We start from the raw sequence: 15501 nt of genomic DNA on the forward strand, positions 1-15501 counted from the left end.
CTGAACGATACATCAGGCTGAAAGTATAACGGATTGAAAATACGTTGTTTATAAAAACAGCATCCGTACGGTTATGGCTGGATTGCAACACGGAGTTACTTTATAATCCACCGCCACGGCCCCTTAGCTCAGTGGTTAGAGCAGGCGACTCATAATCGCTTGGTCGCTGGTTCAAGTCCAGCAGGGGCCACCAAATATCAAGGACTTGCGAGAAATCGCAGGTCCTTTTTTTTGGGTGGCCGGAATAGATGCTCCCGAATTGAAGGCGAGAGCATCGGGGCAGATAGATCTTTTTGCGCGCGCTCAGCTTATACCAGTGCCCGAAGCTGCTCACGCATATATAAAGAAAAATATTCAGGGTTTTTAATAAGCACCCGTTCTCCTGACGCAATTTTTTCAGCCCACCCGACCAATTTTTCCGTAAACCCGGCATTCCACCCTTCCCGATCGCCTCGGGCTGCCACATCTTCTGCTCTCGCCGGAACCCCCAACTCGTTCAAATATTTAAAAATCCCCTTGGCTGTACTTTCATCCATTGGGTGTGGGACTGAAGCGGATGTATTCATACCGTTAATGAAATCTAAGGCTTTATCAATGACTGCTGGCATACTTTTATCCTTAAAATTAACCATCTGAAAAACACCTCTCTAATATGCCCCTGGATTGAACTTAATATCAAAGAAATCATTAAATTTATCCTTTTCTTTCAACCAGGTTTCGAGGTGAGTCACAACACCATCCGTCTTCCTCTCCACAGATCAACCAGATAGCCCGCAAGGCAGGAGACAACAAGCGCAGCAAGTGTGGGGGATTAGACGCCTGGTGAGGGGCGGTCAGTGCCGGGTTCACCGAGAGAAAAAACAAAATTAATTACGTTCCAGTTTGATACGCCTCTAAAAATATGAGTTTCAGTATGAAACACAAATAATGGTCTGTAGAGAAAAGTGTGATCATGTCGAATGACATTAATCAAAAAATACGTTTGGAAGATAATTGCGTTATCAATTGAGTAATTTTTATCCTGCTGACTTAATACCTGAGAGCGACAAAATAAAGAACACGAAATAAAACATTTACCGCCGCGCGATAATTCATCGCGGCCTCAGCCCTGTACGTCGTAGCAGGATATGTTATTGGCAGAAACTGCGTTGCGCTGTTTCTCTGAATGCTCATCCGAACCCTGGAAGGTCTTATTATGAGCTATCGTATGTTTGATTATCTGGTGCCAAATGTGAACTTTTTCGGCCCCAATGCCATTTCGGTTGTGGGCGAACGCTGCAAACTGTTGGGCGGGCTGTAACCCGGAAAAATTTGCGGATATCGTCGGGAGCTCCCGGCGAAAGCCGGTCTAGTCGTGATGCTTGCGCTTGAACTGGCTGGCGTCGATGTCGTACTGCTTCATCTTACGCCACAGCGTAGTGCGGCCAATGTTCAGCAAATGAGACATTTCCTGCACCCGTCCGCTGGTGACGCGGGCGGCATGGATAATCGCCTCTTTCTCGATAGCCGTAAACGTCAGGCTGGCGGGTAACAGCGATGATGTCGTATCCACGCCGGGGCGTTCAGAAAACAGATATTCCGGCAGATTACTCAGGCGGATGTGGCCGTTATCGCTGCTGATAGCGATGTTTTCGATGACGCTGTTCAGCTCGAAGTCATTGCCCGGCCAGGAATAGGCCACCAGTTGCGCCAGCGCATCATCATCCACCTTCAGGCTGGTTGAAAAGCGTTTTTTCAGGCCGTTCAGCCGGTTATAGACCAGCGAAGGGATGCTGTTACGCCGCGCGCGCAGCGGAGGAATAATAATTTCAAACGAATGCAGGGCATAGTAAAGCTGACGGCTAAAGCGGTTCTGCTCAACCAGATTCGCCAGATCAACCGTGGTCGTCGCGATCACTTTCACATCCACCGGGATCAGACGTCGCGCGTCAAGGCGGGTTAACACGCCCTGCTTGATCACTTGCAGCAGCGCGGACTGCAACTCCGGCGCCAGATATTCAATTTTTTCCAGAAACAGCGTGCCACCGCTCGCCAGTTCAAGGCGGCTCAGACGACCATTTTCATCATCGGTTGGCGCACTGCCCATAAAATCCTGCCCCAGCACACTATTGGCATAGAGCTGGCAGTTTACGGCGATATAAGGCCCGCTCGCGCGCTCGCTTTCGTTGTGGATAGCCTGGCTGAGAAGCTCTTTGCCCACCCCTTCTTCACCACACAGCAGAACCGGGAAGCTCCCCCTCGCCGCCTGGCGGCCAAAGTGGATCAACCGACGCGTTTCTGGATCGTCCGTCGACATCTGTTCAAAGGTATGGCTCACTTTCCCCAGTTGACTGGTCATCAACTGGCGCATTTGCTCCACCGGGTGCAGCAGCAGAATAAAGCTGTTGCCCTGCTCCTCAACAATCGGTTTCAGGGTAATGACGGCATCAACAAACTGATGCTGACTTTCAAAAGTCACTTCGACATGGCTCAACCCGCGGACGTGTTTAATGGCGCGACGCAGCAAGGCAGGCAAATTGACCAGATCATGGATGTTTTTCCCCTGGCTGGCCTGCGTATCCAGATGCAGCATCGTGGCCGCCCGCGCGTTGAGAAACTGCAACACGCCCTGCTCGTTCCACGCCATAACGCCATCGTCCATGCTTTCCAGCAGCCCGTACATCTGATTCAGATGACGATTAGACTCGGCCAACAGGCTATCGGTTAACAGTGAATTTCCCACTTCACGGGCGATCGCCAGCGTCAGCGATAAATCAGAAACTGACTGGTGCTCCACCAGACAGCAGAGCGAAATGGAGCCAAACAGGCGGCCGTGATTATCAAATACCGGGGTTGAGCAGAACGACCACGGGTGCAGCGCCTGTTTAAAATGCTGCTCTCCGGCCGTTTTGGTTGGCTGCCCCGGCATGGTTGCCAGCGACAGCGCACAGCTGCCGATGATGCTTTCCGCACAGTAGCTGCCGTCGAGAAAGCCCAGTTCCGCCAGTTTCTCCAGCGTCCCGGGATCGCCGCAGCGGTTTAAGATACAGGCGGATTCATCCAGGATAAACAGCGCGCAAGGTCGTCCATCCATGAACTCCCAGGCATCTTCCAGCGCAGCCTGGCCTATCGTCAGCAACGCCGTTTTGCGTCGGCAAATCGATTCAAAGGTCAGCCCTTGCGCCTGGTGCGGCGTCTGCCAGGTTTCTCGCTGCATAAACTTGCTGCAACGATGCCATGACTGAGCGATGACGGAAGATACTTCCTTCCCGATGTCCTGCGTCTGAGCCGTCATATCCTTTTCCGCTGTTTTACCATAGACAACCCCTCCGGCCGGAACGGTCAGAGGGGAGGAGAAACTGCCTGTTCATCTCGGGAAGAGAACGTAACTAAAGGCGGATTAACGCGCCAGCCACTGCTGACCTAACAGATCCGCCGTCAGAATCGCGGCATAAACGCTGTCCGGCGTCACCTCAAACGGCATATTGTGGATGGTTTCGCCTTCCGCGCAGGTCGCTTTCGCCACCGCCTGAATTTTCCCTTCAATGCCGTCTTTCACGCCCATCTGCGCGAGGGTAATCGGCAGTCCCACTTTCTCGCAGAACCCCAGAACGGTTTCGATCTCTTCCATCGGGCTGTTCTGTAATACCAGTTGCGCCAGCGTGCCAAACGCGACTTTTTCGCCGTGATACAAATGGTGGCACTCTTCCAGAATAGTGAAACCGTTGTGAATCGCATGCGCCCCGGCCAGACCGCTGCTCTCAAAGCCAATGCCGCTGAGATAGGTGTTGGCTTCAACGATACGTTCCAGCGCATCGGTCACAACGCCAGCCTGAGCCGCCAGACGCGCTTTTTCACCTTCTGCGAGCAATGTATCATAACACAGGCGCGCCAGGCTCAAGGCCGCCGCCGTAGACTGCCCGCCCGCCATGCTGGTCGCTCTGGCGTCATAGCAGGCTTTCGCTTCAAACCAGGTGGAAAGCGCATCCCCCATCCCGGACACCAGTAAACGCACCGGCGCTTTGGCGATGATTGCCGTGTCCATCACCACCATATCCGGGTTTTTCGGGTAGATCAGATACTCTTCAAACTCGCCCGCTTCGGTATAGATAACCGACAATGCGCTGGTCGGGGCATCGGTGGACGCAATAGTCGGAATAATAACGACCGGCAGTTTCTGGTAGTAACCAATGGCTTTTGCCGTATCAAGCGTTTTCCCGCCGCCGATCCCCACCACGCCACGGCAGCCTTTTTGTTTCAAAATGGCCATCAGACGGTTGATTTCAACATGGCTGCATTCGCCATTGAAACGTTCTGCGTGGCAACGGATTTCGTGGCTATTCAGGCCATTCAGCACCTTCTCGCCCGCCAGGTTCATGACGAAGTCATCTGCAATCACGAAAAAGCTGTCCGCCAGGTCTTTGGCATATTGACCGAATAAGACAGAAGCATCAGGTCCCTGGAGATATTTGGCTGGAGATTGAATAACTTTTAGCATTCCTGTCATCCTCAAATAAGTGCATGTATTTACATGGTGAGCCCTGGCGTTATCCTGTTTGGCCCTGTGTTAATGGCGAAAACGGAGCGATACCGGAGCGATGCAATCACTGTAGGACGAGGCATCGCCAAAAAAATCTTTCCTCTTTTTGTTCTGAAATGGAACACAGAAAAATTCATCACGTTTCATAGTGGAACAATAAACCCTAAAAAACGGCAGGATTGCGATCCCGATCCGTTCAGCCTTCTCATAATGCCTCTGAAAAAAGGGGAATCATGCGTGGTTTTCGCCGCCGATTGCCGACAAGACAGGAAAATATTTTTCTGTCAGGCCAACTTTTCTGCGTGAATGAGCGGGAAAAAGGCGCGCTCCGGCTCGCATTTTGGCTTTTTTCCATCAGAAAACGTTTCATTACGGAACATAAAAGAATAATTTCGTTTCGTAATGAAACTCATTTTCCTCAAATTTTTTTCTTCATGAACTCAGCCAGAATCTCCTCATCGCCGACCTGCCCCGCAGCGTCCCGATGATGAGCGCCTCCGCAACCATAATGTGCAGCCGGGGGTCTGTTTTTCCCACTCTCCAGGAACCGTTATGACTCAATTCTTTTTTAACCAGCGACCCCATCTCGTCAACGACGTCATTGAAGGAACGATTATCTCCAGCCCGTGGAACAATCTGGTGCGCCTGGAGAGCGATCCGGCGATTCGTGTCGTGGTTCGCCGCGATCTGAACCGTAACAACGTCGCGGTGATTTCCGGCGGCGGCTCCGGGCACGAACCTGCCCACGTTGGTTTCATCGGGAAAGGCATGTTAACCGCTGCCGTCTGCGGCGATCTGTTTGCCTCCCCCAGCGTCGATGCAGTGCTGACCGCTATTCAGGCGGTCACTGGCGACGCCGGCTGCCTATTAATCGTAAAAAACTATACCGGCGATCGTCTGAACTTCGGCCTTGCGGCAGAGAAAGCGCGCCGTCTGGGCTACAACGTTGAAATGCTGATTGTCGGGGATGACATTTCGCTGCCAGACAATAAGCACCCGCGTGGTATCGCGGGCACCATTCTGGTTCATAAAGTCGCCGGCTATTTTGCCGAACGCGGCTACAACCTGGCGACCGTCTTGCGTGAAGCGCAGTACGCCGCCAACAATACCGTGAGTCTTGGCGTTGCGATTTCCAGTTGCCATCTGCCGCAGGAGACGGAGAACGCGCCACGCCATCATCCTAATCAGTCTGAGCTGGGAATGGGGATCCACGGTGAACCCGGCGCATCAGTCATTGATACCCAAAACAGCGCGCAGATTGTGAGCCTGATGGCCGACAAACTCCTCTCCGCTCTGCCTGAGACCGGTCGTCTGGCGGTGATGGTCAATAACCTTGGCGGCGTCTCTGTCGCGGAAATGGCCATCATCACGCGTGAACTGGCGCGCAGCCCGCTGCATAAACGTATCGACTGGCTTATCGGCCCGGCTTCACTGGTGACTGCGCTGGATATGAAAGGTTTTTCACTGACGGCAATGGTGCTGGAAGAAAGTATCGAAAAAGCGTTGCTCTCCGGGGTGGAAACCAGCAGTTGGCAAACGCCGGTGCCGCCGCGTGAGATAACCATTATGCCATCCTCATTGCAAAGCGCGCGGGTAGAGTTTCAGCCTTCAGAGAACGCGTTAGTTGCCGGGATTGTTGAGCAGGTCACCCGCACGCTGTCCGATCTGGAAATGGATCTTAACGCGCTGGATGCCAAAGTCGGCGACGGCGATACCGGCTCAACTTTTGCGGCAGGCGCGCGTGAAATCGCGGGCCTGCTACACCGCCAGCAGTTGCCGCTCGACCATCTCGCCACGCTGTTCGCACTCATTGGCGAACGCCTGACCGTCGTCATGGGCGGCTCCAGCGGTGTGCTGATGTCCATTTTCTTTACCGCCGCGGGGCAGAAACTGGAGCAAGGCGCCAGTGTGGCGGAAGCGCTGAATACCGGTCTGGCGCAGATGAAGTATTACGGTGGCGCGGATGAAGGCGATCGTACCATGATCGATGCTTTACAGCCGGCCCTGACATCGCTGCTTGCGCAGCCACAGGATCTGCACGCGGCCTTTTCCGCCGCGCAAAATGGCGCAGAACGTACCTGTCAGTCCAGCAAAGCCAACGCCGGACGCGCATCCTACCTCAGCAGCGAAAGCCTGCTTGGCAATATGGACCCTGGCGCACACGCCGTGGCAATGGTGTTTAAAGCGCTGGCGGAAAGTCACAACGCCTGATAGTCAGCAGAAAACCGGGCCCGCTGTGGCCCGGTTAAGCTTCCAGCTATAAGGAATGATTAAGCCGGCTTACGATGCCAGTATGCTGCGGCGCGCACCCGTTGCGGATCAAACTGTTCCGTCTCAAAGCGACGGCTCAGATGCTTAACCACTTTCCCTTCGCCCGTGATCCAGATGAAATAATCCGCCTCCGGCACCGTTAATTGCGCCAGTCGCTCATCAATCGCCTGCTCATCGTGTCCGACCACCCATTCAATGGCAAAGCCATCAAGATGCGCCAGATAATCCTGATATGCGGCATCCTGTACGCTGACCAGCGCCGTAACATGCGGGCGAACGGACAAGCGATCGAGCGCTTCCAGGCGGCGGCGCAGCGCTGGCATCCCTGACTCATCGCAGACATAAACCTGATATGCATAGTCTTCCGGCACCACCAGCGATCCACGCGGCCCACCGATGGTGAGCGTGTCGCCTTCGCGAGCGTTTACTGCCCATGTGCTCGCCACGCCGCCGTCGTGAATAAAGAAATCCAGCGCCAGCTCGTGCCGCTCTTCATCATATAAGGGCGTGTAATCGCGGGAAGCAGGACGTACGCCCTCTCCCCAGACAATCCCTTCGTCCGTCACCGTCGGAGGAACGAACAGGCTGCCCGGTTCAGGGAAAAACACTTTGGTGTGATCGTCAAAGCCGCGCGAGCTAAAGCCTTCCAGCGCTTCACCGCCAAGAACAATGCGCTGAAAACCGGCGCTAATACGCTCGACGCGCAGAACGGTAAGTTCACGAAAACGCAGTTCGTTACGAACGCGCTGTGGGTAGCGTGAGGATGTATTTATCATTTTTTCGCCTTCATGCAGATAATACGATATATCTAAATTAAATTTTAAATGATAATGATTGTTAGTTATGAAGATTGCAAGCACTTTTTTGATACAGTAATCTTCGATATATCTCACGATATAAAACAATTTTAATCACTTTAAAATCAATGAATTAAACAAAATAAAAATCTATCAACTTGCAAGATTACAAGTTTTAGATATAAATTAGATATATCTAAATAAAACAGGAGTACATCATGCGACATCATCATGAAGGTTGCGAGAGAGCGCATCACCACGGCCATGAACATGGCTGCGAGCACCGTCATGGCCGGGGCGCTGGCGGCGGACGTCGCCAGCGCTTTTTTGGCCACGGCGAACTACGCCTGGTGATTCTGGAAATTTTGACCCGCGAGGCCAGCCACGGTTACGAATTGATTAAAGCCATCGAGAACCTGACGCTGGGCAACTACACCCCAAGCCCAGGCGTGATTTACCCAACGCTGGATTTTCTTCAGGATCAGGAATTTATCACTATCAAAGAAGAGGACGGCGGGCGTAAGCAGATCACCATTACAGAACAGGGGCAACGGTGGCTGGAAGAGAACCGTGAACACCTGGAGCACATCCACGAACGCGTGAAAGCGCGCTGCGTCGGCTTTGAACTGCGTAAGAACCCGCAGATGAAACGGGCGCTGGACAACTTCAAAGCCGTGTTGGATCTGCGAGTGAATCAGGGCGGGATCAGCGACGCGCAGCTTAAGCAGATAATCGGCGTTATCGATCGCGCGGCGCTGGAAATCAGCCAACTGGATTAAGCAGGCGGTACGTCCTCCGCACGGATGCGGAATACTTTCACGATCTCTTTTAAGTGCCGGGCCTGCTCATTCAGCGACGCCGCTGCCGCAACGGACTCCTCAACCAGACACGAGTTCTGTTGCGTGGTGGCGTCAATCAGCCCAATCGCGCTGTTGATTTGCGAAATCCCATCGGTTTGTTCGCGACTGGCCTGACCGATTTCACGCAGAATCACATCCATCTCTTCAACGTTATCCACCATACCATTAATCAACGCACTGGCTTTTTCCACCAGTTGCATCCCCTCCTGCGTCTGGCTGGTAGAGTCTTCGATCAGGTGGCGGATCTCACTGGCGGACGACGCGCTTTTTTGCGCCAGTTGACGAACTTCCCCCGCCACGACCGCGAAGCCACGCCCGTGTTCCCCGGCGCGAGCGGCTTCCACGGCGGCGTTAAGCGCCAGAATGTTGGTCTGGAAGGCAATAGAATCAATCAGGTTGATAATGTCGGACATGCGGTTAGAGGTCTCATTTATCACGCGCATTTTTTGCGTGACCTGACGCATCATCTCACCGTTATTTTTCACCACGCTGGCCGCATCGGCAGAAAGATGGGTCGCTTCGCTGGTGTGGTCCGCCGTATTTTTGACGGTGGCGGTAATCTGCTCCATAGAGGCCGCCGTTTGCTCAACAGAACTGGCCTGTTCTTCAGTACGCGCCGCCAGATCCTGGTTGCCCGCGACAATTTGCGCCGCCGCGCTGGAGATATTTTCAGAGCCGTTCTGAACTTCCTGCACGATCACCAGCAGACGGTTTTTCATCTCCATCAGCGCCTGCAACAGCACGCCGGTTTCATCTTTTTGCGCGATATGAATCGTGCGGGTCAAATCCCCCTCCGCAATCGCCCCGGCAAACTGCACGGCGTCATTAAGCGGTCGGGTAATGGAACGTACGATGTACCATCCCATTATCACTCCGGCGGCAATGCTGATAAGCGCCAGGAGAATCAGCTGTGCCCGGTTGGTGCGAAAATCCTGGTCAACCGACGCGCCCGCATTGCGCATCAACGTATCTTCAATAGCGATCAGCTCCTGTACTTTGGCTTTATACGCCTGCTGTATGTTGACGGTGGTCGTCATCATTTCCTGTATCGCCGCCGGACGATTATGGTTCTGAATTTCCTGCAAAATACGGAACCGGGAGGCCAGATACTGCTGACGCACATCGCGAATTCCGGCGATGATGGCCTTTGAGGCCTCGTCATGACGGCTGGCGGACAGTTCATCGAGCAATACCGTAATGCGCTGGCTAATCGCATCCAGCTGCTTTTGCGACTCCTGGCTCCAGCGCCCTTCTTCATCCAGCAGCATCAGCTGCTGCGTGCTAACGAAATCCTGAAAATTATCGATCAGCAGGTTGGCTTTCACCGTTGTGGGATAATCGTGAGTAATGATGTTCTGCATACTGGTATTCGTTCGATCCAGGCTGAACAACGAAAGGCCAGAACTCACGATCATCAGTACAATAAACAAACCAAACGCAATAAATAATTTCGAGCGGATCTTCATGTTATGCAAAAGCATATTTCCCCCTGGAGATTGTTTTTCCTCTATACAGGGTTCGTTATCGGTTACGGTTGCGCTAACTTTATGATATTGATCGTTTTTTATTTCAAGTTATTACAGTAAATAGTTTTCAACGATGAATATCGGCAGACCGATCGTTATACAATTCATTTTTCAGGTTCGGAAAAATGAAGAATCACACAAAATAACGCAGCGGGTTTAAATAAGGAAATAGCTCGAAATGGTAAATATTTAATATGTGCTTAACATTGTTAGCCCAATATTATGACAAAACGCTTATCGGCTTCGATAAGCGTTTGTCGGCAGAAATAAAGGGAATTTGATTTAATGCAGAACCGTTACCGCATCTTCCAGACGGCTGGCGCGATGTTTAACCATCGCTGAAACCTGAGCGCTCTCCTCCACCAGCTCGGCATTTTTCTGCGTGATATGGTTTAACTCATCCACGGCGCGGGTCAGGCTGGAGAGTCCGTCCGCCTGTTCCAGCGTCGAGTGGCTGATTTGCGCAATAAGCTGAGTGACGTTTTGCACCTGAGCCACAATATCATCCATCGTGCGTCCTGCCGCATGCACCTGTTCGGAACCGGACTGTACCCGGCTTGCGCTGGCGTCAATGAGCTTACGAATATCATTCGCCGCGCTGGCGCTTCGGCTGGCAAGATGGCGAACTTCCCCGGCGACAACGGCAAATCCTTTACCCTGCTCGCCCGCTCGCGCCGCTTCAACCGCCGCGTTCAGCGCCAGGATATTCGTCTGGAAAGCAATATCGTTAATCAGCGTAGTGATTGTGCCAATCTGCTGCGTGCTGTCAGCGATGTCATCCATCGTTTTAATGACGGTTTCCATCGCCTCTCCGCCCTGCGTCGCCGCACTGCTGGCCGCGCTGGATAATTTATCGGCGGCGGACGCGGTGGTGGAATTTTTCTTCACGGACTCCGCCATCTGGTTCATGGTCGTCACCGTCTGCTGCACATTCTCCACCGTCTGGCGGGTGTGTTTATTCAGATCGTCATTGCCTTTCGCTAGCGTCTCGCTGCCGTTTCTGACGCTGGAGACCTGGCTTGAGACGTCATTAATCAGCCAGCAGCACATAAGCCCAAGCTGGCCTACCGCGCGCAACATCAGCCCCAGTTCGTCACTACGGTTAAGATGCGATACGCTATTACGCTCGCCCGTTGCGACTTTCAACGCCTGCCGGGCGACATTTTCGATCGGACGCACAATCTGCCATTCAAACACCGCCGTTCCCGCCAGCATCAGCAGGGCGTTCACGAATAGCGCTGGCCACGCAACGCCCATTTGCGCCATCGCCGCCATCAGCACCACGCCCGTTAGCGCCATAACGCTGCGTACACGCCAGCGAATGGGGATTGCCGGCAGTTTCCCCAGCCAGCCTTTACGCACCACCAGTCCTTTGTGGATACGTTTGTTGCTGCGGCCTTCATTCAGCGCCTTATACAAAGGCTCAACGGCAGCAATCTCTTCGTCTGTCGCGCGGGTACGAATCGACATATAGCCGGTCACGCGCCCTTCCCGCACCATCGGCACCGCATTCGCCCGCACCCAGTAGTGATCGCCATTCTTCCGTCGGTTTTTCACGATGCCGCTCCACGGCTCACCCTGCCTGAGGGTGTACCACATATCCGCAAACGCGGCTTTCGGCATGTCCGGGTGGCGTACCAGATTATGCGGTTGCATAAGCAGTTCATTCAGCGTAAAGCCGCTTACCTGAACGAAAGTATCATTTGCATGGGTGATATAGCTTTGCAGGTCAGTTGTGGACATCAGGGTTGTATCATCATCCAGCGGATAATTATGCTGGCTGACGTAGGGATGAGAAGACATGGTTGCGTCCTGTGCAGGTTACTTGAATGTTAACTTTTCTGTCAGATGTTATTTCGGCGATAATTGGTTTATCTTTAGTTGTTAAATTTGATTTAGATCGCAATTTGCGTTTAAACCGTAATATTTGTATGTTTTCTAATTCATTGATTTAAAATACTTTCGTTAAGTAACTATTCAGTTCCGCTATAACTTCCGCCCCATATACGCACACCGCCCGCACCGTTCTGGTGCGACTGCCCGCTCGTCAGCCCCGCTTCCCCCGCACACGCATTGCGCAAAACATCACCAATTGTTAATGAATGAGATTAAATATTGCACACTTGATATTTTCCCTGGTGTTTATCCCGATTTTCATGATCCACGCCGATATGGCGCAATCCCTGCAATACTTAACTCAGTATCATGTGATACGCGAGTTCCGGGAGCATATTTTGAACAGGTTACCTTCCAGCGCATCGGCCCTGGCCTGTAGCGCACACGCACTGAATCTCATTGAAAAGCGAACGCTTGATCATGAGGAAATGAAAGCACTGAACCGAGAGGTGATTGATTACTTCAAAGAGCATGTTAATCCGGGGTTTTTAGAGTATCGAAAATCTGTGACCGCTGGCGGGGATTACGGAGCCGTAGAGTGGCAAGCGGGAAGTCTGAATACGCTTGTCGACACCCAGGGACAGGAATTTATTGATTGTCTGGGTGGTTTTGGCATTTTCAACGTGGGGCACCGTAATCCAGTTGTCGTATCCGCCGTACAGAATCAACTCGCAAAACAACCTCTGCACAGCCAGGAGTTACTGGACCCGCTCCGGGCCATGCTGGCTAAAACGCTCGCAGCGCTCACGCCTGGAAAACTGAAGTACAGTTTTTTCAGCAACAGCGGCACCGAATCGGTGGAAGCGGCGCTGAAACTGGCGAAGGCGTATCAGTCGCCGCGCGGTAAGTTTACCTTTATCGCTACCAGCGGCGCGTTTCACGGTAAATCGCTGGGGTCGCTTTCCGCCACGGCGAAATCCACGTTCCGCAAGCCGTTTATGCCGCTGCTGCCAGGCTTCCGCCATGTACCGTTTGGCAACATTGAGGCCATGCGTACTGCACTTAGCGAGTGTAAAAAAACCGGCGACGATGTGGCAGCCGTCATTCTGGAACCAATTCAGGGCGAGGGCGGCGTGATCCTGCCGCCGCAGGGCTATCTGACCGCCGTGCGTAAACTCTGCGACGAGTTTGGCGCCCTGATGATTCTGGATGAAGTCCAGACCGGCATGGGGCGCACCGGTAAGATGTTTGCCTGTGAACATGAAAACGTGCAGCCTGACATTTTATGTCTGGCAAAAGCGTTAGGCGGCGGCGTGATGCCGGTTGGGGCAACCATCGCCACCGAAGAGGTGTTCTCCGTTCTGTTCGATAATCCGTTCCTGCACACCACAACCTTTGGCGGCAACCCGCTGGCCTGTGCGGCAGCATTAGCGACCATTAACGTGTTGCTGGAGCAGAATCTACCGGCACAGGCGGAGCAGAAAGGCGATATGTTGCTGGACGGCTTCCTCCAGCTTGCCAGGGAATACCCTGACCTGGTGCAGGACGCTCGCGGAAAAGGGATGTTGATGGCGATTGAGTTTGTTGACAACGAAATCGGCTACAACTTCGCCAGTGAGATGTTCCGCCAGCGGGTACTGGTTGCCGGGACGCTCAACAACTCGAAAACGATTCGCATCGAACCACCGCTGACATTAACAATTGAGCAGTGTGAGCAGGTGTTAAAGGCGACCCGCAAGGCTCTGGCGGCGTTACGGGTGAGCGTGGAGGAAACATAACACGCCGCCGGATGGCGCTACGCTTATCCGGCCTACAGGAATCCGATCCGTAGGCCGGATAAGATGCGCCAGCATCGCCATCCGGCAATGTTCACACAATCCGCACGCCCGCCTGTAGGCCGGATAAGACGCGCCAGCATCGCCATCCGACAATATTCACACAACCCGCATACCCGCCTGTAGGCCGGATAAGATGCGCCAGCGTCGCCATCCGGCAATGTTCACACAGCCCGCACACCCGCCTGTAGGCCGGATAAGACGCGCCAGCGTCGCCATCCGGCAAGTTCACACAACCCGCACGCCCGCAGGCATTACGCGTTCCGGCGTCAGCAATACGCTTTCACTGCCGTCATCGGTTTCGGCGCACAGCAACATGCACTCTGACGTTTCACCACGCATTTTGGCTTTTTGCAGATTGCACAGTACCACCACCGTTTTCCCCATCAGCGCATCCTCTCGGTAATAAGGTACGAGGCTGGTTACCGTTTGCAGCGTACGCTCGCCCACATCCACCTGCACAATGTAAAGCTTATCGGCATTATCATGACGCTTTACCTGTACAATCTTTCCAACACGCAGCTCCAGTCGGGCAAAATCCGCAAAGGCCACCGTCTCCATCTTTTTCTCCTTCTGGTAAAAATTTACTAAATCATAGCAATAATTTTTCCAGGCACTGTTCTTAAAAAAGGGGAAATGCTGCGTTTATCACACTCTTTAAGCTGAAATTTACCCCTGGCACGTCAAATAAACGCGCTTTATTTACTGAAAACAGATGCATAGATAAGCACTTCCTTTACAATGAAAAGGCTACTCAGGGGAAAGTCGAAAAAGGTAATCATGGCAACACTTAAAGATATCGCAATTGAAGCTGGCGTATCCCTGGCGACAGTGTCGCGGGTCTTAAACGACGACCCCACGCTGAATGTCAAAGAAGAGACCAAACACCGCATTCTGGAAATCGCGGAAAAGCTGGAGTACAAAACCAGCAGCGCCCGTAAGAGCCAGAATAGTACGGTCAGCCTGCAACACATCCTTGCCATCTACAGTTATCAGCAAGAGCTGGAAATTAACGATCCCTACTATCTGGCAATCCGCCACGGGATTGAGACACAGTGTGAAAAACTGGGGATTGAACTGACCAACTGCTACGAACACAGCGGGTTGCCGGATCTTAAAAACATCACCGGCATTCTCATTGTCGGCAAGCCCTCAGCCGCCTTACGCGACGCCGCCGCCGCGCTGACTGACAATATCTGCTTTATCGACTTTCACGAATCAGGCAGTGAATACGATGCCGTCGATATCGATTTGTCCCGCATCAGCAAAGAGATCATCGACTTTTTCATTGCTCAGGGCGCAACCCGTATCGGTTTTATTGGCGGGGAGGATGAGCCCGGCAAAGCCGATATCCGCGAAGCCGCGTTTGTCGAATATGGCCGTCTGAAGCAGGTCGTGCGTGAAGACGATATCTGGCGCGGTGGTTTTTCCAGTTCATCAGGTTACGAACTGGCGAAACAAATGCTGGCTAAAGCGGATTATCCGCGCGCGCTGTTTGTCGCCTCCGACTCGATAGCCATTGGCGTGTTACGCGCAATCCACGAGCATGGCCTTGAGATCCCGCGCGACATCTCCCTGATAAGCGTGAATGACATTCCGACGGCGCGATTCACCTTCCCACCGCTTTCCACGGTGCGCATTCATTCCGAAATGATGGGCAGCCAGGGCGTAAATCTGGTGTACGAAAAAGCCCGTGACGGGCGTGCACTGCCGCTGCTGGTCTTCGTTCCCAGTAAACTTAAACTGCGCGGCACCAGCCGCTAACCCCCCTTTTCCACCGCCCGGTTTTCCTGATAGCCGGGCGCATTCCGCTTTTCGCCGTTTTTCTTCTCACTGCTTATTTTCGTGATCCAGTTA

At 53.0% G+C, this 15501-nt stretch carries 12 protein-coding genes, 1 tRNA gene and 1 pseudogene; 6 read left to right on the plus strand and 8 right to left on the minus strand.

The window, feature by feature from the left end; translation table 11 throughout:
* The first annotated feature begins 117 nt into the window (after positions 1-117).
* Positions 118-193 (plus strand) — tRNA-Ile (locus OGX75_RS13015).
* Positions 194-308: 115 nt separating this feature from the next.
* Here OGX75_RS13015 and OGX75_RS13020 read toward each other — a convergent pair.
* Entirely contained in the window at positions 309-632 is a 324-nt protein-coding gene (locus tag OGX75_RS13020) for a DUF1889 family protein (protein WP_012135206.1), read from the minus strand.
* 563 nt (positions 633-1195) lie between these two features.
* Here OGX75_RS13020 and OGX75_RS13025 point away from each other — a divergent pair.
* Positions 1196-1294, plus strand: a pseudogene (locus OGX75_RS13025) (hypothetical protein); the annotation flags it as partial.
* 54 nt (positions 1295-1348) lie between these two features.
* Here the strand turns inward: OGX75_RS13025 and dhaR are convergent.
* Both dhaR and OGX75_RS13035 read right to left on the minus strand, forming a co-directional pair.
* Positions 1349-3274: a dihydroxyacetone kinase operon transcriptional regulator DhaR gene (gene dhaR, locus OGX75_RS13030; RefSeq protein ID WP_114848348.1), complete on the minus strand. Its 1926-nt coding sequence runs from the start codon at positions 3272-3274 to the stop codon at positions 1349-1351.
* A gap of 105 nt (positions 3275-3379) precedes the next feature.
* Positions 3380-4477: a glycerol dehydrogenase gene (locus tag OGX75_RS13035; RefSeq protein ID WP_286449073.1), complete on the minus strand. Its 1098-nt coding sequence runs from the start codon at positions 4475-4477 to the stop codon at positions 3380-3382.
* Positions 4478-5071: 594 nt separating this feature from the next.
* Here OGX75_RS13035 and OGX75_RS13040 point away from each other — a divergent pair.
* Positions 5072-6730: a glycerone kinase gene (locus tag OGX75_RS13040; protein WP_286451106.1), complete on the plus strand. Its 1659-nt coding sequence runs from the start codon at positions 5072-5074 to the stop codon at positions 6728-6730.
* Between the two features lie 59 nt (positions 6731-6789).
* Here the strand turns inward: OGX75_RS13040 and OGX75_RS13045 are convergent, their stop codons facing one another.
* The gene (locus OGX75_RS13045; protein WP_047463900.1) at positions 6790-7566 is read right to left on the minus strand and encodes a siderophore-interacting protein; all 777 of its coding nucleotides are present in this window, start codon (positions 7564-7566) and stop codon (positions 6790-6792) included.
* Positions 7567-7805: 239 nt separating this feature from the next.
* Between OGX75_RS13045 and OGX75_RS13050 the strand changes: the two genes are divergently transcribed.
* Positions 7806-8366 (plus strand): PadR family transcriptional regulator, encoded by a 561-nt coding sequence (locus OGX75_RS13050; protein WP_048902416.1) that lies wholly within the window; start codon positions 7806-7808, stop codon positions 8364-8366.
* Here the strand turns inward: OGX75_RS13050 and OGX75_RS13055 are convergent.
* Both OGX75_RS13055 and OGX75_RS13060 read right to left on the minus strand, forming a co-directional pair.
* The gene (locus tag OGX75_RS13055) at positions 8363-9928 is read right to left on the minus strand and encodes a methyl-accepting chemotaxis protein (protein WP_275165166.1); all 1566 of its coding nucleotides are present in this window, start codon (positions 9926-9928) and stop codon (positions 8363-8365) included. The two genes, OGX75_RS13050 and OGX75_RS13055, sit on opposite strands and share 4 nt — an antisense overlap.
* A gap of 327 nt (positions 9929-10255) precedes the next feature.
* Positions 10256-11776 (minus strand): methyl-accepting chemotaxis protein, encoded by a 1521-nt coding sequence (locus OGX75_RS13060; protein ID WP_286451105.1) that lies wholly within the window; start codon positions 11774-11776, stop codon positions 10256-10258.
* A 431-nt stretch (positions 11777-12207) separates the two neighbouring features.
* On the opposite strand from OGX75_RS13060, the gene ygjG reads away from it, so the two are divergent.
* A complete protein-coding gene (gene ygjG, locus OGX75_RS13065; RefSeq protein ID WP_111925746.1) occupies positions 12208-13587 on the plus strand; it encodes a putrescine aminotransferase in 1380 nt (459 codons plus the stop codon).
* 91 nt (positions 13588-13678) lie between these two features.
* On the opposite strand, the gene OGX75_RS13070 is transcribed toward ygjG, so the two are convergent.
* Positions 13679-13876, minus strand: coding sequence for a hypothetical protein (locus OGX75_RS13070; protein ID WP_286451714.1), 198 nt, complete (start codon positions 13874-13876; stop codon positions 13679-13681).
* A complete protein-coding gene (locus tag OGX75_RS13075; RefSeq protein WP_049009430.1) occupies positions 13873-14205 on the minus strand; it encodes a tRNA-binding protein in 333 nt (110 codons plus the stop codon). The genes OGX75_RS13070 and OGX75_RS13075 overlap by 4 nt, the downstream gene beginning before the upstream one ends.
* Before the next feature lie 219 nt (positions 14206-14424).
* Between OGX75_RS13075 and ebgR the strand changes: the two genes are divergently transcribed.
* On the plus strand, positions 14425-15408 hold the full coding sequence (ebgR, locus tag OGX75_RS13080) for a transcriptional regulator EbgR (protein ID WP_049009429.1): 984 nt from the start codon (positions 14425-14427) through the stop codon (positions 15406-15408).
* The last annotated feature ends 93 nt before the right edge of the window (positions 15409-15501 follow it).

The organism is Citrobacter sp. CK199 (assembly GCF_030333285.1).
GTDB classification, from domain to species: Bacteria; Pseudomonadota; Gammaproteobacteria; order Enterobacterales; family Enterobacteriaceae; genus Citrobacter_B; species Citrobacter_B koseri.

What these genes read in the sequence shown, in the direction of transcription:
- ebgR (WP_049009429.1), top strand. Translation starts at nt 14,425, where the DNA reads ATGGCAACACTTAAAGATATCGCAATTGAAGCTGGCGTATCCCTGGCG.
- OGX75_RS13045 (WP_047463900.1), bottom strand. Translation starts at nt 7,566, where the DNA reads ATGATAAATACATCCTCACGCTACCCACAGCGCGTTCGTAACGAACTG.
- OGX75_RS13050 (WP_048902416.1), top strand. Translation starts at nt 7,806, where the DNA reads ATGCGACATCATCATGAAGGTTGCGAGAGAGCGCATCACCACGGCCAT.
- OGX75_RS13020 (WP_012135206.1), bottom strand. Translation starts at nt 632, where the DNA reads ATGGTTAATTTTAAGGATAAAAGTATGCCAGCAGTCATTGATAAAGCC.
- dhaR (WP_114848348.1), bottom strand. Translation starts at nt 3,274, where the DNA reads ATGACGGCTCAGACGCAGGACATCGGGAAGGAAGTATCTTCCGTCATC.
- OGX75_RS13075 (WP_049009430.1), bottom strand. Translation starts at nt 14,205, where the DNA reads ATGGAGACGGTGGCCTTTGCGGATTTTGCCCGACTGGAGCTGCGTGTT.
- OGX75_RS13035 (WP_286449073.1), bottom strand. Translation starts at nt 4,477, where the DNA reads ATGCTAAAAGTTATTCAATCTCCAGCCAAATATCTCCAGGGACCTGAT.
- OGX75_RS13055 (WP_275165166.1), bottom strand. Translation starts at nt 9,928, where the DNA reads ATGCTTTTGCATAACATGAAGATCCGCTCGAAATTATTTATTGCGTTT.
- OGX75_RS13040 (WP_286451106.1), top strand. Translation starts at nt 5,072, where the DNA reads ATGACTCAATTCTTTTTTAACCAGCGACCCCATCTCGTCAACGACGTC.
- OGX75_RS13060 (WP_286451105.1), bottom strand. Translation starts at nt 11,776, where the DNA reads ATGTCTTCTCATCCCTACGTCAGCCAGCATAATTATCCGCTGGATGAT.